The organism is Paenibacillus sp. D9 (assembly GCF_001188365.1).
GTDB lineage: Bacteria > Bacillota > Bacilli > Paenibacillales > Paenibacillaceae > Paenibacillus_O > Paenibacillus_O humicus.
The window spans coordinates 3,663,795-3,682,515 of record NZ_JZEJ01000001.1 but is presented as its reverse complement, the minus strand read 5'-3'; the positions used below and the strand labels follow the sequence as shown (position 1 = coordinate 3,682,515).

Genomic DNA, 18,721 nt, shown 5'->3' with positions numbered 1-18,721 from the left:
GGAGCGGACCTGCAACATTCGGTGCCTTGAGGTCGTTGAATAGGTAACAGGCAGACCGGCTCTCTATTATTATTCTAGACGAATCTTCCGAAATCATTCCAAGTAGAGAAAAAACATCCTGTAGTTGAAAATCAGGCAGGCACGTATGCTTAACTATATGGCAGTTACCGCGTGCGCATATCACGGGAGGAGCGGGTTACAGTGGGATTGTTCGACGATGAGTTTTATTCGACAGCAGTATCCCGGCGCACAAGCAAAAAAAACCGCAAGCCAATCTCCGGGTTCCCGCTGCGCAGCCGCAGAAGCTGGGGAGCGGGCCGGCTCGTCGCCGTATCGGCCGCCAGCGGGGCCGTCATCGTCCTGGTGCTGACGCTTGCCATCGGCAGCGGCGGCACTCAGGCTGCCGCCGTCAGCGAAGCGGCATCGCCGCCAGCGGCCGGACTGGTCGCTCCCGGCGACGCGATCCAGCAGACCGTCGCCGCATCCGCCAAGGTGCGCCCGGCCGTCGTCAGCATCGTCAACGAGCAGGCGGCTCCCGACCGCAGCCAGAGCGGCAGCGGGTCTGCGGACAATGCAGACGGGGGCAGCGCGATGCAGCCGGATACGCCGGAAGGCCAGGCAGAGGACGCGCCGGAAGGCGAGCTGCAGCCGGCCAGCGTCGGCAGCGGCGTCATCTTCGCCAAGAAGGACGGCAAGGCGTACATCATCACGAACAACCACGTCGTGGAAGGCGCATCGGCGTTGAAGGCCGTCCGTATCAACGGCGAATCGCGTCCCGCCAAGCTGGTGGGCAGCGACTACATTACGGATCTGGCTGTGCTGGAGATCGACGGCAAGGGCATCGACATCGTGGCGGAGCTCGGCGATTCCTCCAAGCTCCAGTCCGGAGAGATGGTCATGGCGATCGGCAACCCCCTCGGCCTCGGCGACTCCCTGTCCATGGGCATCGTCAGCAAGACGAAGCAGATCATTCCCGTCTCGCTGAGCCAGGACGGCAATTACGATTGGGAGCAGGAGGTCATCCAGACCGATGCTTCCATCAATCAGGGCAACAGCGGCGGTCCGCTCATCGACATGCAGGGCAAAGTAATCGGCATCAACAGCATGAAGATCGCGGATGTCGGGGTTGAAGGGGTCGGTTTCGCGATTCCGGTCAACAACGTCATTCCGATCGTCGACCAGCTGATGGCAAGCGGCAAGGTTCCGCGTCCGTATCTCGGCGTCTACACGCTGGATCTGGCTTCCTACTTCGCACAGCAGAGCCTGCCGGGCAGCAAAGGCTCCGCGCAGGGATCGGACGGCGAGGCAGAGGGCTCCGGTCCGAAGCTTCCCGCCGAGGTGAAAAAGGGCGTCATCGTCCTGGAATCGGTCGGTCCCGCCCTGGATGCGGGGCTGCAGTTCAACGACGTCATCGTGCAGCTGGACGATCAGCCGATCAGCAGCACGATGGAGCTGCGCAAGTACCTGTACGGCAAGAAGCAGATCGGCGACAAGATCAAGGTGACGTTCTATCGCGACTCCAAGCAGGAGAGCGTCACGTTCAAGCTCCAGGACAAGGCGGACGACGACGAGTAGCGTGATTGGAGCGATAGAGAACGAGGGATCGATCCGGCTTGCAGCCTGCAGGCCGGATTTTCTTTTATTTCCCGGAAGCAGGGGATTGAATGCCTCTGCCGGGGATGTGGTACAATGGTAGGGACGAAGGTAAACTTACAAGATACGAAGCGGGGTAGGTCATCGAATGTATTGCGTGTGCAAGGAGCATATTGAGCTGGCTTTGGACAAGTTCGTGGATGAGTACGAGGATGCGCCGGATATGGTGAATCTGAATGAAACGCATTTTGCGAATTGGGACCCGCCGGTGAAATGTGACTTGTGCGAAGAGAAAGCGGAATTCTTGATCGTATAATCCGGATGAGATTGTAAGGCCGCACGGACTGCCGGCAGGGCGGGACGTTCCGAAGAGCTTCTTTCCCCAGGCGGGAGAGAGGCTTTTTTCTGTGGATGGCGATGGAATCCAACCAGAGTCCGGCTGTGGATAAGAGAGGCAGCTTGAGTTAAGGAGATATCCACATGTGGATATTCGAGACGGCGAGTTTATGAACGGGTTTATCCACATATTCACCGATATAGCGGGAGATGCGATTGAAGCCGCTCATGGTCAAGCAGCGGCGATGGATAAGGTAACGGCTATTCGGCCTATGCCTAGAGCGGCTGAGGCAGAGATAAGCGCCCGGAAGATGGATTGCTTGAAAGGCAAGTTCCTTCCATGCGTTTTGCAGGCTGTGATCGTCGCGGATAGACCCTCCTTGCATGAGAAAAGGCTGCCCTAGGGGGCAGCCTTTTTGAATCCTACCGATTTACTTGATGACGGCGACGTACTTGCCGTATACGTAAGCTTTGTTTCCTTTGTAGCTTACCTCGATCCAGCCCTGCTTCCAGCCCGTAACGGTGAACACCGTACCTTTTGGCACCGTGGCCAAAATCTTCGCCTTCGAGGACGCCTGGGCGCGCACGTTCAGGAAAGCGGCGGTCACCTTGGCTTTCTTCTGAAGTGATGGGGCTGGCTTCACCGTTGCCGGCTTGCCCGGTTTTACCGCAAGTGGAGGTTTCGGAGCCGGAGCTGCTGTAGCCGCCGGAGTCGGAGCCGGAGTCGCTGCAGCCGTCGGAGTCGGAGTCGCCGGACTAGGAGCCGCCGTAGCCGTCGGAGCCGGAGTCGCGGGATTCACCGGAGAAGGCGTCGGCGAGACGGACGGAACGACAGGCGGGTTGGTCGGAGCCGGACTCGCGGCATCCTTCCGCGCTTTGTTCAGGCTTTGATAGAACTCGCCTTTGGTTTTCAGCCCTTCGAACAGAGCTTTGCTCACGCCCGCTTTGGCGGACAGCTGGGCGATTTCATCCGCGCTGACGGCATCCCGGACGTTGATGGAGGCCACATTCGTATACTTGCCGTCATCCGTCGCAGGGACCGGCAAAATGCCGGCATTGATCAGCTCCACGATGTCGGCGCGGACCGGAGCGGCCGTATCGACGCCGGTGATTTTCCAATGCTGGGCCGGCTGCGGCTCATACACGCCGTTCTGGACTTCCTTCAGGTAAGAAATGGACAGGTTGCGGATCGTGCCCTTGTCCTCGCCGAATGCGGTCGCATCCTTGGAAGACCACAGCTGCTTGAAGGTACGGCCTGCAAGCGCTCCTCCAGGAGCTCTCAGAGCATCCATGCGGTAGGCGTTCATGCCTAGTTTCAGCGTATCGCCTGGTAGGATGGGGTTGCCTTTGAGATCGGCCAGATTCTTGATTCGGCTGCCGTAAGGCTCGGTCAGGTCGATCTCATAGGTCACGCCGCCGAAGAAATCGTTCGTGCTGTATTTGGAGGCGCGCCGCTTCTTGTCGAAGCTGACCGTGACGTCGCCCGGACGGGTGGAGTTGAAGTAGCCTGCCGCCCACTCCATGTAGTCCTTCAGATCCTTGCCGGTCACCTCGTAGACGGTGACTTCGCCGAGGGCGAACTGATAGTTGAAGGCGATGTCCTTCTTCTTGATCGGGCCGACGTCGAGCTTCGCCTTGTCGTTGTCGATCTGATGGGCGACGACATCCGCCTTGCTGTAATGGAGCATCACTTCGCTGAAGAAGTCCGACAGCGGCGTCTCCTGGACCTGAACGGCCGGAATGCCCTTGATCTCGTCGGCCGGGACCATGTTCATCCCTTTCAGCTGGGCCACGATGGTGTTTGCATCCGCCCGGGCGAACTCATGGAAGGGCTGCAGCTTGCCTTCGAGGCCGGGGTCGGACACGGCGAACGTGCCGTCTGCCGCCTTCACCGGAAGCGCGAACGCCTGCTTTTCCTTCAGCACCATCCTGTCTCCCTGCTTCTCGAACGTAAGGTCGATCCGGGACAGATGGGAGCCGTACTTGTTCGGCTCCGAGATGATGACGCCGTTCACCGTCTCGGATTCGACGAGCGTATGCATATGTCCGGCGAAAATGGCGGCGAGCTGCGGATTGGCATTGGCCACGTCCTTCACGCCTGTGCCGGGCTTGCCATTCTCATTCTCTAGGCCCATGTGCATGAGGCCGACGATGGCGTCCACCTTGCCGTCGAGCTCGGCGATGGCTTTTTTTGTCTCTTCCACGGGATCCTTGACGACGACGCCGTCCAGATGGTTGGTTCCTTTCTCGAATTCCGTGATCATAGGCGTGTTCATGCCGACAACGCCGATCTTCACGCCGCCTCTCTCGATGATCGTGTAGGCCGGCATGTAGCGTTCGCCGTTCTCCTTGTAGATGTTGCCGACCAGCGGCTGGCCGTGGAATTGGGAAGAAATTTTCGCCAGCACGTCGAGGCCGAAGTTGAATTCATGGTTGCCCATGACCCAGGCGTCATAGTTCATTTCGTTCATGGCGACCATCATCGGAGACTGCGGCTGGTCGTTGAACAGCTCGGCCGAGTTGTCCTGGATCATGTCTCCAGCGTCGAGCAGAATCGTATTGGGATTCTCCGCGCGCACCTTCTTGATCATCGTGTACAGCTGGGTCATGCTCCCCGCGGGGTTGGGACCGTCCAGGGCGTAATCCCAAGGCATGAAGCGGCCGTGAATGTCGGAGGTGCCGAGCAGCGAGATCGTCGTCGTATCGGCTGCCGCCTCCTCCGCGTGAGCGGTCGGAGCCGTAAGCGGTGCAGCAAGAGCAGCGGCTGACAGCGCGAGGCCGAGAAGGAGCTTGGCGCTGCGCTTGAGAGGATTGGACAAGGTAGGAATCTCTCCTTTTGAATGGTTAAGAATATGTAAATGAGGTTCTCGTAAAGTCTATTGCATATCCAAAAGGATGTAAATCCTTCCATGCAGCGGGGGAGACGGCTGGTTTGGCTGTCCTTCATTTCGTTTAAGAAGATATCACTTGGGAAGGCTTGTAGAGTGCAGGCCGAATCCGCTTGTCGGAGCAGCAACGGAAATCAAACTAAATGAATGAGGTGACCAGCATGTCGAATCAACATACCGCAAGCCAAGAGGCTGTCGAGAAGGTCCGGGATCTGATCAAAGGAATCGATATCGCGATGCTCACGACGGTAACGGACGAAGGTCTGGTGTCCCGTCCGATGCAGACCCAGGAGGTCGAGTTCGACGGAGACCTGTGGTTCATCACCACAAAGGAAACGGACAAGTTCGAGGAGCTTCAGCATAATCGCAACGTCAACGTCGCCTACGTCGGCAAATCGTATGTGTCGGTCCGCGGCGAAGCCGAGCTGGTGAACGACCGGGCCAAGATTAAGGAGATCTGGAATCCGACCTACGAGAAGCTGCTCGGCATGTCGAGCGACGATCCGGATCTGGTGCTGATCAAGGTGAAGGCCGAGACGGCGGAATACTGGGAAACCGGCAGCAAGGCCAAGATGGTGACCCAGCTGTTCAAGAAGATGACGGGCAAGCAGGAGCATATGGATTTGAACAAGACGGTGGAATTGAACTGACGCAGGGATGGAAAAGAAAAAACGCAGGAGGCGCTCTTTCGAGACGCTTCCTGCGTTTTTGGCATGGCTTTCTGATTCAGTCATAGAGAGCGCTACGCACCGTCATTCCACCTCATTGTGCACGGGGAAGACGGCCTTGGATTTGGATGTTCGAAAGCTTAAAAAACGGAGGGCACCATGAAATAAAAGGACGTCGAGCTGCCGGGCTCGCTCTTCGCCCAGATCCGTCCCCCATGCTGCTCCAAGATCGACCTCGCGATCGCCAGCCCCAGCCCGTAGCCGCCGCCGCTGCGGGAGCGGGAGGCGTCGACCCGGTAAAAGCGGTCGAATATTTTCTCCAGATGCTCGGGGGGGATTCCATCCCCGGTATTGGACACCTTCAACTGAATCTGGTTATGCTGCTTCATCAACTCGACGTTGATGGAGCCTTTTTTGTTGGTGTATTTCACGGCGTTGTCCAGCAGGATCATGACGACCTGGCGGATCTGCTCGCTGCTGCCGACGGCAGTCAGGCCGGGCTGAATCTCATACGAGAATTCCAGGTCCTTTTCGTAGATGACCGCCTCCATCGTCAAAATGACGCTTTCCACCGCTTCGCTCAGGTTGAACGGAACCTGGAGCACCCGGTCGCGGGCATCCTCCATCTCGGTCAGGTACAGCAGGTCGTTCGTCAGCGTCTTCATGCGCTCGGTTTCCGACTTGATGTGATGCAGCCACTTGGCTTGAGCGGCGATCGTGTCGTCGCTGTTCGCGAGCAGCACGTCGGCGTTGGTGTTGATGACGGCCAGAGGCGTCTTCAGCTCATGCGAGGCATCGGCGATGAAGCGCTTCTGCTTGTCGAACGCCTCCCGCACCGGAGCGATGGAGCGGCCTGCGAAGTACCGGCTCACAAAATAGATGACGGCGAGCATGACGAGAGCGACCAGAGAGAACGTGTAGATCATCGTGGTGAGAATTTTCTGCTGGGCGGTCACGTCCAGGTAAACGACGGTATAGCCTTCCGCGGTACGCTGCGTGCTGTACGCCCAGTCGGTGCCGTCGAGCGTAAAGCGGCCGTTCTCGACCGGATTCGCGACGGCGCGCTCCTTGGCCAGCTCATAGAACTCGTCGTCCATGTCGAAGCGCGAGTCCTTGGCCAGCAGGTTCCACTCCGCATCCGTCCGCAGAGCGAACGAGACGGAGCGCTCGGGAGGCGGATTCATTCCTCTGCCGCCACCGCCGCCCGTCGGCGTCTTCATGCCGCCGCCGGGGCCGCCTTGGCCGGGACCTCCTTGATGAAAGAAATCGGAGACGCGCCCGAGCTCCATGTCGATGTCATGGCTTGTATTCTGATAGGTGATCGTGTAGATGGACCCGAAGGCGACGAGCATGATGATCGAGATGATCACCATGTTCATCATCAGGAACCGGTTGCGCAGCCGATTGAAGATCATTCCGTCGCCTCCAGTACATACCCGACGCCCCGGATCGTATTGATGCGGACCGATGCGTCCAGGAACGCCAGCTTTTTCCTCAGGAACGAAACATACACTTCCACGTTGTTGTGCTCCGCCTCGGAGTCGAAGCCCCACAGCTTCTCGATCATCTGCTCCTTGGACGTCACGGCCGACCTGCGCGTGATGAGCAGCTCGAGCAGCTCGCTTTCCTTGAGGATGAGCTTGAGCTCCTTGCCCTGGCAGGAAAGCCTCAGCGTCGAGGTGTTCAGCTCGATATTGCCGAACCGCAGCCCGTCCTCCGGCACGACCTCGCCCTTGCGCCGCAGCGCCGCCCGCATGCGGGCCAGCAGCTCGTCGGTGTTGAACGGCTTGGCGATGTAATCGTCCGCTCCATGGTCCAGGCCCGAGATTTTGTCCGTGACTTCGCCCTTGGCCGTCAGCATGATGACCGGCGCCGCGATGCCTTCCGCCCGGATCGCCTTGAGCAGCGTCATCCCGTCCATGCCGGGAAGCATGATATCCAGCAGAAGCAGATCGTAGATGCCGCTGAGCGCGTAATCGAGTCCCGCGTGGCCGTCGTTCACGACGTCCACCGAATAATGGTTTTTTTTCAATAGTTGAGAAAGCGCCTCTGCCAGATGCACTTCGTCTTCGACTATCAATATGCGCATGAGCCAAGTCCCCTCCGTCTCTTCCTCTCCAAGCCGCCTTGCACGCCCATTATAGGAAGCGAACCTTTAATCAACCTTAATCGTAGCATTCGGGCGGACATGCACCCAAGCCCTAAAATTCCGGATTCCGCTGGACGGGCAGGGTCTGTGGAAGGGAAAGTCCTTGAACGTCAAAGCATTCTATTTTTCCTCTCCGTCAATTGTTTAAGTTTCGTTAAAGGTTGACCCACTAAGCTACAGACATGAAGGGGCGAGGCCATCGCCCGACATGACTTGGAAAGGGGCGCTGCCCAGTGGCGATCGAAGTGTTCAACCGGTACGAAAACAAGTATTTGATGGATACAAAAGCCTTCTACGGCATCTACAACCGCCTGATGGCATACATGGAGCTCGATGAATACAACCGCGACGACAAGTTCTACTCCATCAGCAATCTCTACTATGATACCGAGCATCACTCGCTCATCCGCACCAGCCTCTCGAAGCCGAAGTACAGGGAGAAGCTGCGCATCCGCGCTTACGGGGTGCCGGGGAGCGACGCCAAGGTCTACCTGGAGCTCAAGAAAAAAGTGTTCGGCCTCGTCAACAAAAGAAGGTCGGCGATGAAGCTGAGCGAAGCCTACGAATTCGTCCGGACAGGCTGCCAGCCGGTCTGGCGGCCAGGAATGAACCGGCAGGTGATGAATGAAATCGACTATTTCCTGAGCCGGTACGAGCTGCAGCCGATGACGTATCTGGCCTACGACCGGATCGCAATGTTCAGCAAGGAGAGCCGCGATCTGCGGATCACGTTCGACACGAACATCCGTTCCCGGCGGCATGACCTGCTGCTCGAGAAGGGCGATTACGGGGAGCAGCTGATGGAGCGGGGACAGTGGCTGATGGAAGTGAAGGCACAGAAGACGATTCCCGTCTGGCTCGCGCAGCTGCTGTCGGAGCTCGGCATGTACCGCACCAGCTTTTCCAAATACGGCAACGAATATAAACAATCCATCCGCCATGCAAACGCACCGCAGATCGAAAGGGAGAGAATCGTTTTATGATCGAATCCATCTTTGCCTCCACAGCAACCGACACGACGCTGACGCTGCCTCACGCGCTGCTCACCGTCCTGATCGCCATCGCCGTCGGCGCCGTCATCAGCCTGACCTACATGAGGACCCAGCCCGCGTACTCGCAGAGCTTCACGCTCACGATGATCGTGCTGCCCGTCATCGTCGCCATCATCATCCTGCTCATCGGCAGCAATATCGCCAGGGCTTTCAGCCTTGCGGGCGCCTTCTCGATCATCCGCTTCCGCAGCGCTCCGGGCGATGCCAAGGACATCTCCTATGTCCTGTTCTCCATGGCGGCAGGCCTCGCCTGCGGCGTCGGGGCTCTCGGCTACGCGGTGCTGTTCACGATCATCCTGTGCGGGCTCATGTTCGTCCTGAAATTCGTGAACTTCGGCTCCCATAAGGAAGCCATGAAAACCTTGAAGGTGACGATTCCCGAAAATCTCGGGTATGAAGAAGCTTTCCACGAAGTGTTTCGCAAGTTCAACGTCGGGTATGAGCTCAAGAAGGTGCGCACGACGGAGCTCGGCAGCCTGTATGAACTCGTGTATTCGGTGAAAATGGGGCCGGAAACGAACCCGAAGGACTTTCTCGATGCCGTCCGCACCCGCAACGGCAATCTGGACATTACCCTCACGATGAGTCCCGTCGTGCAGGAATACTAAGCGAAAAGAGGTCGATGACGATGAAACATCCCTATCAAACGAAGCTGGCTGCGCTGGTTCTCCTGTCGTCGCTTGTGGCTGCGGGCTGCAGCAATGCGAATTCGACGGATTCGGCTGCCGATGCAAGCGGCGGCACGGCCGTGAACGCCTCGGCGAATACGGCTGCGGCCGTCGCCAAGCTGGCCGGGCTCAAGCTGGCGGATGTCGTCAAGTACGATGACGACGACATCTCCGCGGCATGGGACGCGGCGAGCTCGACCGCGGTCAAGCTGAGCGGAGCAAGCGCCAGCGTCGAGGGCTCCGGGGCCGCGGCCGATGGAGGGACCGTGACCATTACGGCGGCGGGGACGTATGTGCTGAGCGGCAAGCTCGAGGGCGGCGTTGTCGTCGATTCGAAGGACGACGGCATCGTGCATATCGTGCTGAACGGCGCGGAGATCGTCAATGCAAGCGGACCCGCCATCTATGTGAAGGCGGCGGGCAAGACGGTGCTCACCCTCCAGGAAGGCACGGAAAATGCGGCGGCCGACGGCGAGAAGTACGCCGACAGCTATACGACCGCAGACGACACGCCGACGGCGGCGATCTACAGCAAGGATGACCTGACGGTCAACGGCACGGGCAAGCTGAGCGTGACGGCGCTGAACAACGACGGCATCACGAGCAAGGACGATCTCAAGATTGTCAGCGGCACGATCGCCGTGGAGTCCAAGGACGACGGCCTCGTCGGCAAGGATCTGGCCGCGGTCAAGGACGGCAGCATTACGGTGAAGGCCGGCGGCGACGGCATCAAGTCGACCAACGATACGGATGCCGACAAAGGTTATGTGGCGATTGCGGGAGGAACGTTCTCCATCGTGTCGGAGAACGACGGCATTCAGGCCGCCAGCTCGCTGGTGATTGAAGGGGGCTCGTTCGAAGTCGCCACCGGCGGCGGCAGCGCCAATGCCGAGCCGCATCAGCAGGAAGGCCCTCCACAGTGGGGCGGACAGCAGGGGCAGGGCGGCACGATGCCGGAAGATCCGAACGGCACGCAGCAAGGTCAGTCCGGCGATGCGTCGGCCCGGACGCCGAGCGCCACGGAGTCGGGAACGACGGAGGCAGCCGGTACGGAGTCGGCCAGCGCCAAGGGGCTGAAGGCATCGACAGGCATCTCGGTGGCGGGCGGCGTGTTCAAGCTCGATTCCGCCGATGACGGCGTTCACAGCAACGGCGCCGTCGCCATTGCCGGGGGAGATTTCAGCATCGCGACGGGCGACGACGGCATCCATGCGGACGCTTCGCTGGCGATCAGCGGCGGGAAGATCAACATCACCGGCAGCTATGAAGGGCTGGAGAGCGCCAGCATCGCCATTTCGGACGGAGAGATCCATATCGTCGCCAGCGACGACGGCGTCAACGCCTCCGAGGGCTCCAGCGAGAGCATGGAGGCAGGCCAGGGCGGCGGAGGCATGGGAGGCCCCGGCGAGGCGGCGGGCAACGCCCTGCTGGCCATCAGCGGCGGGTATATGACGGTCGACGCGGCTGGCGACGGACTCGACTCCAACGGCTCGATCACGATGTCCGGAGGCACGGTGCTCGTGAACGGGCCGACGATGGACGGCAACGGCGCTCTTGACTACGACGGCACGTTCGAGCAATCCGGAGGCTTGCTGATCGCCGCGGGCAGCTCCGGCATGGCGCAGGCGCCATCCGAGACCTCCTCCCAGCGCGCTGTCTTGATGACCTTCCCGGCCCAAGTCCAGGCCGGCACGCTGGTGACGCTGGCCGACAGCGCGGGCAAGTCCGTCGCGACCTTCGCCCCGGCCAAGGCGATCCAGAGCATCGTCATCTCGGCGCCGGAGCTGAAGGCGGGAGAAAGCTACACGATCAGCACCGGCGGCAGCTCCGACGCCGCTCAGAAGGATGGCCTCTATGAAAGCGGCGCCTACAGCGGAGGCACCAAGGTCGTGAGCTTCACCCTCGGCGACAAGGTCACCTATGTCAACGAGTCCGGCGTCACGACGGCGCCGAGCGGATTTGGCGGCGGCGGCGGAGGCCGCGGCCCCGGGGGCGGCGGCGGAAAAGGCTTCGGCGGCGGAGGGCGCGGGCAAGCGCCCGGCCAGGGCCAGGACGGCCAGCCGCCTGCCCAGGGCGACGGTCCGGGGAGCACGGCGCCGGGAGACAGCGCAGCGCCGGGAACGGGCGGCCAGAGCGATTCCGGAGCGTCGGCCAACTCGGGAGACAGCGCGTCCAGCTAAGAGACGAAGGCGAAGGATCGTTCGCGCCGCGGCGGAACTCCAGGGACGAGCCCAGCTCTTATGGAGCCGCACCTCTGCCGACAGTCAGGCGGAATGGAGGAAAGCATGCGTCATCAAGCCAACCCGATTGTCGGGTTGGCTTTTTTCCTTGAAAAGCGGGAGAGCAACAGAGACGGGGGCGCCTGGAATGAAGTCGGGTTTGCCGCCTGCCAGGATGAAAATGTAGAGGAATGAAACGAAAGTATGACGAAGTAACGCAAAGTATTTCTTGGTATGGTATACCAACCGTCTCATGCGGAGAAGAAACCGAAGAAAGCGATGAAAGCGATGAAAGGGAAGAAAGCACCGATTGGCCGGAGCCGGCTTACGCATGGGCATGGGACCGGCCTCATAGGACCTGCTTGGGATGATGCAGAGAGCAATCAGCCTTCCTCGGGTACGATGACCTGCAAGTACCCCGGCAGGATGCTCAGCTCAACCGGAAGAGCCGGCCCTTCGTCGCCATCGACATTGGTCCGGAGCGGCTTCGGCGAGGTGATCCGGATTTTCTTGGCCGTGAAATAGACGACATCCTTCTTTTCTTTCAGGCTGCCGAACCAGAGCGACAAGCCGGCCGCAATCGTATCGAAGACGTTCATGTCCCGGATAATGAAGCCGTGGATCAATCCGTCGTCGACGGATGCATTCGGCGAAAGCTTCTCGAAGCCGCCGACCGAGTTGGTGAGAGCGGCGAGAACTAACGGAGAATCGCCTTCCCAAATCTCGCCGTCATGCTCGACGACGATGGGATGGGCAGGGCTGCCGAGCAGCTCCTTGATGCCTTCCTTCAAGTAGGCGAGAGCGCCGAGCCTGGACTTTTCTTCCGAGCTCACCGAGGCGACGGATTCCGCCAGCGAGCCCGCGGCGACGACATTCGAGAAGAGGCGGCCGTTCAGCTGACCCAGATCGACGGTTCTCACATTGGAGGAGGACAGCGCTAGAATGGCTTCCTCGGGATCGAGCGGAATCCGGAGCGCGCGAGCAAAATCGTTGACCGTGCCGAGAGGGACGATGCCGAGCTTCGGCCGGTGATCCTGATCCATGATGCCGTTGATCGTTTCGTTCAATGTGCCGTCTCCGCCTACCGAAACGACCAGGTCGCAGCCTTCCCGGCATGCTGCCTGGCAGAAGCGGGTCGCATCGAGGGCTTGGGCGGTTTCCTTTCTGGCCACCTCGTAGCCCTTGCGGCGCAGAACCTCTTCAATCCTGTTGCTGTAGTCGAGCGCCTTCTCCTTGCCGGAGGAAGGATTGAGGATGATCATGGCTTTGTTCATGCCCTTATTTCCTCTCTGATTTGGAATGGTATCATAGGAGATTACCCACTGATGAGGATAATCGAAGCCACAATCAGCGGGACATAAACCAGGATGATTATGGTTGCAAAAACAAGAGGAGATGGCCTCGTCTTCGACCCTCTCTGGAGCCATGAAGCGGGATTGGGAGACTGCCATCGACCCCCGTGCAAGGTTGCCGCACGGTCGGCAGACGAGCGCGGGCTGCATATCGCCATCCTCTTTTCAAACCGGAAGAAATGTGGGATGCTCCTTGTGGGCTGGGCCGCGTGAAGCGGTGTTCTCCGGCGGGAGAAGATGCCGCAGGATGCACACACGCTGGACCGGGACTTGCCTGAAGGCAGCGAAGGGGGAGCCATTGCATGTCAACCGAGTGGAGTCTGGAAAGGGCAAGAAGCGAGGCTGCTAAAATCATTGCCGAAGCCAGGACAGGGGCGGACGGATGTCCGGAGCCTTTGCGCACCATCCTGCGCGAGCTTATCGAGAGAGCCGATCCTTCGAGGACGGCTGGCGGTTCCAACTATATTACGTACATGCTGCCGGTCTGGGCAGGGGAGCAGGCCGGCGCGCCGGCCTCCGTATGCCGCGATCTCGCTGTCGGCAGCGTCTATATGATGCTGCATTATTTTCTGCTGGACGACGTCATGGACGGCGAGGAAATGCAGCTCGACTCGAAATCAGCCTTGGCGGCGTCCCAATTGCTGCATTCCTTGTTCCTGGAACGGTACAGCCGGCATTCGGCCATGCCGCCGCAGCTTTGGAGCGACTATCTCAGGCATACGGAGGCGTGGGGGCTGGCTGCAGCGATGGAGAAAATCCGGCGCGCCGATCCCTTGGACGTCCCCGGTCTGGCGCGCAAGTCCGCCCCGGTCAAGATCGGCGCCTCGGCTGTCTGGCTGGAATCCGGCCAGAAGGAGCGCATCCTGCCGGCAGAGCAGGCGGTCGAGCTGGCGCTCGCTTCGCTGCAGCTGGCGGACGACTGGGCGGACTGGCGAGAGGATCTGGCTTCCGGCGAGGAGCGCAGCAATGCCTTTCTGACGCTGGTCAGACAGGAGCTTGGGCTGAAGGAAGAGCAGCCTCTGGAGGATAGGATGGTCCGCCGGGCAGTCTATCAGGACGAAGTGCTGGAGCGGCTTGCGGCCATCGCGAGAAGCCATCGCCGGAGCTTGTCCGAGCTTCCGGAAGCGGCCCCGGGCCTTGTCTGGTTTCAGCAAGAGGTGCTCTCGGGCATCGAAGCCGATGCACGCTCAGCCCGGCAAACGGCCATGAGGCTGGCGGTCGAAGGGGGATTCTCTCATTATTTGTCGAACCAGGAAAAAGTATAGGTACTTTCGTCGCGATATGTGGTAGATTATAGGAAGATTTACCCATAACCCTTCGAGGAGCCGTGATCTCATGTCATCCCAATCGTTGAAAGTGCAGATCATTCAAAAAGCATGGAAGGACGAAACCTTCAAAAAGCAGCTGCTTGCCGATCCCAAAGCCGCCATCAAGGAAGCATTCGGCGTTGAACTGCCGGATGACATCCAGCTCACGGCCGTGGCAGAAGCGGACAAGCATTTCTACCTCGTGGTGCCGCCGAAACCGGAGGATTCCGTTGACGCGGCTGGCAACGTCGAGCTAGTCTGGTAATATAGAAGCGGCTGTCAGCTCCGAAGCGAGCTGCTGCACAAGGGGGAACCGAATCGTCACTTCGGTTCCCTTTCCTTTTTGGCTTTTGAAGGCGATGCTGCCATTCATGACCTCGATGATCCTCATCGTGACCATCGTTCCGAGTCCTGTTCCTTTCGACTTGGTCGAAAAGTAAGGGACCCCGAGCTTAGACAGCTGCTCCTCGTCCATGCCCTCTCCGTTGTCCTTGATCCGCAGCACGGCCTCTCCGCCTTCTGCACAAGCGGTCAGCTCGATCAATCCGTCCTCCCCGAGCGCCTCCACGCTGTTCTTGATGAGATTGATCAGTGCCTGCTTCAGCTTGGAGGCGCTGCCCATGATTGCGAGCCCTTCCTCGGAGTAGATCGCCAGACTTCCCCCGTTCATAGACGTATGGGGTCTCATGATCAGATCCAGCTGCTCCAGCAGCTCGGATATCTCGATTCGGGAGACGACCTCAAGCTCAGGCTTGGCGAAGGTGAGGAAGTCGGTAATAATCTCGGCGGCGCGGTCCAGCTCGCTGACGGCGATCGTAATGTAGCTTTGGCTTTTGGCGTCGTCCTTCTTGGCGAGGAGCTGAAGGAAGCCTCTCGTGACCTGCAGAGGATTGCGCACTTCATGCGCCACGGATGCGGCCAGGTCGCTGATGATCTTCATCTTCTCCGTCCGCTCCAGCCTCAGGTTGAACAGCTCCAGCTGGTGGGAGTAGGACAGCAGCGTCTTGTAGTCGGACGAAACGCGGCGGGAGAGGATGACGACAAGCGAAAAGATGAAGGCCACCACGCCGAGCTTCCAGAGAAAAAGCACATAGCTTTTGCCGCTGGCGTAGTACAAAATCAAATCGGTGGCGCTGGAGCCGGCAAAAGCGAGCAGACCGGCCGACAGCACTCGCGCTTGACGGTCGCCGCGCCGCCCGTGGGCGATCGACAGGAAGGAGATCCAGAGCAGCTGCACCAGCATCAGCAGGCCGATCGCAATGACCGAGACAATCGAGTAGAAGCTGTAGAGCTTGCCGTCCGACAGCTTGTAGGCGATGTAGGCGGCAATGCCGAAAGCCGAATAGCAGGCCTGCCACCGGCTGAAGCGGAGGAACCGGGGAGACTTCCGCTCCAACGTCTCGTTGACGAAGTAGCCCAGCGCAGGGAACATCGTGTACAGAGACAGCTCGAACAACGCCAGGAAGAAGGGCCCTGCCGATGGATAATACAGGTACAGCAGCGGAGAGTAGGCTGCGATCAGAATGCCTGCCGTAAGCGCGATGACGCAGAGCGAAATCCATAAGCTGCGCTGACGCTTGCTCAGGAAGCTGGAGCAGACGAACATCAGAAGCGCCAGAAAAATGACCGAGACGCCGAGCAGCAGGCTCGGCAGCTCTTTTCGGATGTAGTCTTTCTCCAGATCGTCGAATTCCCCGAGCCGTACGGAAGAGAGGAATCCGGCTCTCCCGGCCGTCGTCACGATGCGTACATCCAGCTCGGTTCCCCGATCGGATACGTCGAGCGGCAGCAGCAGCCGGGTCTGATCGAACTCGAAGCCGCGCCGAGACTCATACAGCAGCTCTCCGCGTTGGTAGACCTGCATCTCCAGCCCATACATGCGCCCTACAAGCAGGCCGGGCCGACGCCAGGCATCTGTCGCCGGCACCTGCAGCCGAATCCAGACGCCCTTGGCGCCATCGGGCAGCTCGACAAGCGTATTGTCCGTGCCGGCTTCCTCCCAGGAGCCGCTGGCGGGAGGGGAGGCTCCGTTCTTCTCATCCGTTGCGATCGGCATGACCTGCCAGCGGTCCAGGGGGGCTTGCGGCGTAGAAGCCCAGCTCATCGCAGGCCATGACAGCAGAATGACTGCTGCGACAACAAGAGTAGCCAAGGTGTAAAGGAAACGAAGCGGTTTCATAGATTCCTCCGTCGAACGCGATCTTCCTCGAATTATACCGCGACATCCCTCGACTTGTACGCAAATTCCGACAAAATCCGAGTAATTTTCGTGTTGCAAATCGGGCTTGGAGGAAAGGGTGGGAAAGAGAAGCATCTCAGCGGAATGGAGGGAGGTTTCTCTCTGTCCTTGCGCCGGTCGAGACTAGGGTTCGGAGCCGCTTTGCGGTATGATAGCGGCAGAAGGAAGTTCCCGGTGAGGACAATCGCGCTTGATCATTCGAGCGAGGATATAGAGGAGGAATTATGCTCGTACAGATCGTTGGGGTCGGCAAGCTGAAGGAGAAGTACCTGGTGCAGGGAATCGCGGAGTATGCGAAGCGTCTGGCGCCTTATTTGAAGTTTCAGGTCATCGAGGTTGCGGACGAAAAGGCCCCCGACACGCTCAGCGACGCAGAGGTTGCGATCGTGAAAGCCAAAGAAGGCGAGCGGATCCTGGCCCAAATCAAGCCGGACGCGCATGTGATCGCTCTGGCCATCGACGGAGCGCTCTGGAGCTCCGAGGACCTTGCCCGTGAACTGGACCGTCTGGGCACCTACGGGACCAGCCATGTCGTGTTCGTCATCGGCGGCAGCCACGGGCTGTCCGATGAAGTGCTGCGGCGCTCCCAGCAGCGCATGAGCTTCGGCCGGATGACGCTGCCCCATCAGCTGATGAGGCTGGTGCTGACGGAGCAGGTGTACCGGGCAGTGAAGATTAACCGGGGTGAACCATATCATAAGTAGGGCGAAAAATGGGAGTCAAGGAGGGCCGATAGAACGGTAAAAGCGGTGGAGGAAGGTGCTATAGAAGGATAAAAATTATCCCCCTATGGAAACGAATTAAGCCATTAAGCATGCATGGGCAAGCAGCTCAAAAGAACGCAACCGTTTCCGATAGTCGGGAATCATTGTAACGACAATGAATTCATCAACGCCATACAAGTGAGATAACTGTTGGAGCTTTTTCTTTAGGCTCTCAGGCGTACCTATCAGCAGCTTACGCTCCGAAAGCGGAGCCGTTTCCCTTGCGGAAGCTTCTTGTTGAAACAAAGCTGTACCCGAGGATGCCAGCCTCTCTGCCTCCTCCTCTGTTTCCGCGCAAACGACACCAACGGCAACGATCGCTCGCGGTACAGGGGAAAGAGCTGACGGAGTAAACGCTTCGCGGTAAGCCCTTAATACTTCCTCCCCGGCTACTTCGCTCATGAACTGACCAAAAACATAACCGGTTCCAAACTCAGCCGCATAAGCCGCGCTTTTCTTATTTGTCCCTAGCAGCCACAGTTCTGGCGGTACGGATGGAGTTGGGCGGGCGGTAATCCGACGTCCTTCATATTCATAGCTCCCCTGCAAAAACTCGGAAACTCCACGGAGCAATTCTGGCATTTTCCAGACATTTTCAAGAAAGTTGTCGCTAAGAGCGAGGCTGACTTCAGCGGAACCGCCGGGCGCCCTTCCTAACCCAAGATCAATTCGTCCCGGGTACAGGCTAGCGAGCAAATGAAAGGATTCTGCAACTTTAAGAGGCTTATAATGCGGCAACAGCAATGCCCCGGATCCGATACGAATGCTTTGCGTTTTTGCACCGATATGCGATAGCAGCACATCCGTTGAGGTGCATGCCAGCCCTGGCATATCATGATGTTCCGCCACCCAATAACGGAAATATCCCAGTCTTTCGGCTGCTTGAGCGAGCTCTACAGCTTGTCCCAGTGCGAAGGTTGCATCGATCCCATCAAAAACGGGAACCAAATCCAAAACACTAAGTCTAATCGGTTTCGCTGTCATAGGCGTCCTGTCCGAGGATGTCGGTAAAATTCAATCATATCGATAAACGTAACCGTGTATTCGCTCATTACCTTGCCCAAATCATGCATTCGGCCATGACCGTCCTCTTTGGAAGCGAATACGACGTCGTGCCGCACCTTATCCATGATGATTTTGCCAATGAACTGGTGCTCGTACTCTGCATACTTGTTTTTGAATTCCTCATTAAACTCCAATAAATCTACGTAAGACCGCTCTAGCATCGCATTAACCAAAGTCAGCTCCTTCCCTTCCTTGTGGACTGCTGCGTAATAATTGCCCCGATCATCCTTAATCAGATCCTTTAACAATTCAACATTCAAAGTAATGGACTCCCTTCATAACTCCTATGCAAGAACACTTTATCTTGCTTATTATTCCTATTCATTTTGTACATATACGATTAATTCCGTTCCTATACCTTCCTGGCTTTCAATTCGAATCGTGATAGGTGAGTTGTATGCTGCAGCGTCGCGAATTGACG

17 protein-coding genes are annotated in these 18,721 nt (G+C 58.6%); 10 read left to right on the top strand and 7 right to left on the bottom strand.

The window, feature by feature from the left end; genetic code table 11:
- The first annotated feature begins 201 nt into the window (after nt 1-201).
- Nucleotides 202-1,575 carry a S1C family serine protease gene (locus VE23_RS16515; RefSeq protein ID WP_049868600.1) on the top strand — a complete coding sequence of 458 codons (1,374 nt, stop codon included), beginning with the start codon at nt 202-204 and terminating at the stop codon, nt 1,573-1,575.
- A 166-nt stretch (nt 1,576-1,741) separates the two neighbouring features.
- Complete coding sequence (locus VE23_RS25490) at nt 1,742-1,909, top strand: CxxH/CxxC protein (protein WP_021880303.1); 168 nt, start codon at nt 1,742-1,744, stop codon at nt 1,907-1,909.
- A 451-nt stretch (nt 1,910-2,360) separates the two neighbouring features.
- Here VE23_RS25490 and VE23_RS16505 read toward each other — a convergent pair whose 3' ends face one another.
- The gene (locus VE23_RS16505; protein ID WP_442950548.1) at nt 2,361-4,757 is read right to left on the bottom strand and encodes a 5'-nucleotidase C-terminal domain-containing protein; all 2,397 of its coding nucleotides are present in this window, start codon (nt 4,755-4,757) and stop codon (nt 2,361-2,363) included.
- 221 nt (nt 4,758-4,978) lie between these two features.
- On the opposite strand from VE23_RS16505, the gene VE23_RS16500 reads away from it, so the two are divergent.
- Nucleotides 4,979-5,467 (top strand): pyridoxamine 5'-phosphate oxidase family protein, encoded by a 489-nt coding sequence (locus VE23_RS16500; protein WP_049869774.1) that lies wholly within the window; start codon nt 4,979-4,981, stop codon nt 5,465-5,467.
- A gap of 158 nt (nt 5,468-5,625) precedes the next feature.
- On the opposite strand, the gene VE23_RS16495 is transcribed toward VE23_RS16500, so the two are convergent.
- Nucleotides 5,626-6,897 (bottom strand): sensor histidine kinase, encoded by a 1,272-nt coding sequence (locus VE23_RS16495; RefSeq protein WP_049869773.1) that lies wholly within the window; start codon nt 6,895-6,897, stop codon nt 5,626-5,628.
- Nucleotides 6,897-7,574, bottom strand: a complete 678-nt coding sequence (locus VE23_RS16490) for a response regulator transcription factor (protein ID WP_021880299.1) — start codon at nt 7,572-7,574, stop codon at nt 6,897-6,899. Before VE23_RS16490 ends, VE23_RS16495 begins: the two co-directional genes overlap by 1 nt.
- 293 nt (nt 7,575-7,867) lie before the next feature.
- Here VE23_RS16490 and VE23_RS16485 point away from each other — a divergent pair, with 293 nt between their 5' ends.
- From VE23_RS16485 to VE23_RS27660, 4 genes are all read left to right on the top strand, one after another.
- On the top strand, nt 7,868-8,617 hold the full coding sequence (locus VE23_RS16485) for a polyphosphate polymerase domain-containing protein (protein ID WP_049868597.1): 750 nt from the start codon (nt 7,868-7,870) through the stop codon (nt 8,615-8,617).
- Nucleotides 8,614-9,294, top strand: a complete 681-nt coding sequence (locus tag VE23_RS16480) for a DUF4956 domain-containing protein (RefSeq protein WP_048745318.1) — start codon at nt 8,614-8,616, stop codon at nt 9,292-9,294. Before VE23_RS16485 ends, VE23_RS16480 begins: the two co-directional genes overlap by 4 nt.
- A gap of 20 nt (nt 9,295-9,314) precedes the next feature.
- Nucleotides 9,315-11,534 (top strand): carbohydrate-binding domain-containing protein, encoded by a 2,220-nt coding sequence (locus tag VE23_RS16475; protein WP_069202489.1) that lies wholly within the window; start codon nt 9,315-9,317, stop codon nt 11,532-11,534.
- Between the two features lie 105 nt (nt 11,535-11,639).
- Entirely contained in the window at nt 11,640-11,768 is a 129-nt protein-coding gene (locus VE23_RS27660; RefSeq protein ID WP_269745999.1) for a hypothetical protein, read from the top strand.
- A gap of 188 nt (nt 11,769-11,956) precedes the next feature.
- On the opposite strand, the gene VE23_RS16470 is transcribed toward VE23_RS27660, so the two are convergent.
- Nucleotides 11,957-12,847, bottom strand: coding sequence for a diacylglycerol/lipid kinase family protein (locus VE23_RS16470; RefSeq protein ID WP_049868596.1), 891 nt, complete (start codon nt 12,845-12,847; stop codon nt 11,957-11,959).
- 380 nt (nt 12,848-13,227) lie between these two features.
- Between VE23_RS16470 and VE23_RS16465 the strand changes: the two genes are divergently transcribed.
- Together VE23_RS16465 and VE23_RS16460 are read left to right on the top strand one after the other, a co-directional pair.
- A complete protein-coding gene (locus tag VE23_RS16465; protein WP_049868595.1) occupies nt 13,228-14,190 on the top strand; it encodes a hypothetical protein in 963 nt (320 codons plus the stop codon).
- Nucleotides 14,191-14,260: 70 nt separating this feature from the next.
- Nucleotides 14,261-14,497 carry an NHLP leader peptide family RiPP precursor gene (locus VE23_RS16460; protein ID WP_021877630.1) on the top strand — a complete coding sequence of 79 codons (237 nt, stop codon included), beginning with the start codon at nt 14,261-14,263 and terminating at the stop codon, nt 14,495-14,497.
- Here VE23_RS16460 and VE23_RS16455 read toward each other — a convergent pair.
- A complete protein-coding gene (locus VE23_RS16455) occupies nt 14,486-16,411 on the bottom strand; it encodes an ATP-binding protein (protein WP_049868594.1) in 1,926 nt (641 codons plus the stop codon). The two genes, VE23_RS16460 and VE23_RS16455, sit on opposite strands and share 12 nt — an antisense overlap.
- 284 nt (nt 16,412-16,695) lie before the next feature.
- Here VE23_RS16455 and rlmH point away from each other — a divergent pair, with 284 nt between their 5' ends.
- Nucleotides 16,696-17,175 carry a 23S rRNA (pseudouridine(1915)-N(3))-methyltransferase RlmH gene (rlmH, locus tag VE23_RS16450; RefSeq protein ID WP_049868593.1) on the top strand — a complete coding sequence of 160 codons (480 nt, stop codon included), beginning with the start codon at nt 16,696-16,698 and terminating at the stop codon, nt 17,173-17,175.
- A gap of 96 nt (nt 17,176-17,271) precedes the next feature.
- Here rlmH and VE23_RS16445 read toward each other — a convergent pair whose 3' ends face one another.
- Both VE23_RS16445 and VE23_RS16440 read right to left on the bottom strand, forming a co-directional pair.
- Nucleotides 17,272-18,219, bottom strand: a complete 948-nt coding sequence (locus VE23_RS16445) for an LLM class flavin-dependent oxidoreductase (RefSeq protein WP_049868592.1) — start codon at nt 18,217-18,219, stop codon at nt 17,272-17,274.
- Nucleotides 18,216-18,560 (bottom strand): hypothetical protein, encoded by a 345-nt coding sequence (locus VE23_RS16440; protein ID WP_049868591.1) that lies wholly within the window; start codon nt 18,558-18,560, stop codon nt 18,216-18,218. The genes VE23_RS16445 and VE23_RS16440 overlap by 4 nt, the downstream gene beginning before the upstream one ends.
- Between the last annotated feature and the right edge of the window lie 161 nt (nt 18,561-18,721).

Bases quoted from the DNA above. Each gene is read 5' to 3' on its own strand.
- VE23_RS16480 (WP_048745318.1), top strand. From the start codon at position 8,614: ATGATCGAATCCATCTTTGCCTCCACAGCAACCGACACGACGCTGACG.
- VE23_RS27660 (WP_269745999.1), top strand. From the start codon at position 11,640: ATGCGTCATCAAGCCAACCCGATTGTCGGGTTGGCTTTTTTCCTTGAA.
- VE23_RS16490 (WP_021880299.1), bottom strand. From the start codon at position 7,574: ATGCGCATATTGATAGTCGAAGACGAAGTGCATCTGGCAGAGGCGCTT.
- VE23_RS16455 (WP_049868594.1), bottom strand. From the start codon at position 16,411: ATGAAACCGCTTCGTTTCCTTTACACCTTGGCTACTCTTGTTGTCGCA.
- VE23_RS16470 (WP_049868596.1), bottom strand. From the start codon at position 12,847: ATGAACAAAGCCATGATCATCCTCAATCCTTCCTCCGGCAAGGAGAAG.
- VE23_RS16465 (WP_049868595.1), top strand. From the start codon at position 13,228: ATGTCAACCGAGTGGAGTCTGGAAAGGGCAAGAAGCGAGGCTGCTAAA.
- rlmH (WP_049868593.1), top strand. From the start codon at position 16,696: ATGCTCGTACAGATCGTTGGGGTCGGCAAGCTGAAGGAGAAGTACCTG.
- VE23_RS25490 (WP_021880303.1), top strand. From the start codon at position 1,742: ATGTATTGCGTGTGCAAGGAGCATATTGAGCTGGCTTTGGACAAGTTC.
- VE23_RS16460 (WP_021877630.1), top strand. From the start codon at position 14,261: ATGTCATCCCAATCGTTGAAAGTGCAGATCATTCAAAAAGCATGGAAG.
- VE23_RS16500 (WP_049869774.1), top strand. From the start codon at position 4,979: ATGTCGAATCAACATACCGCAAGCCAAGAGGCTGTCGAGAAGGTCCGG.
- VE23_RS16445 (WP_049868592.1), bottom strand. From the start codon at position 18,219: ATGACAGCGAAACCGATTAGACTTAGTGTTTTGGATTTGGTTCCCGTT.
- VE23_RS16475 (WP_069202489.1), top strand. From the start codon at position 9,315: ATGAAACATCCCTATCAAACGAAGCTGGCTGCGCTGGTTCTCCTGTCG.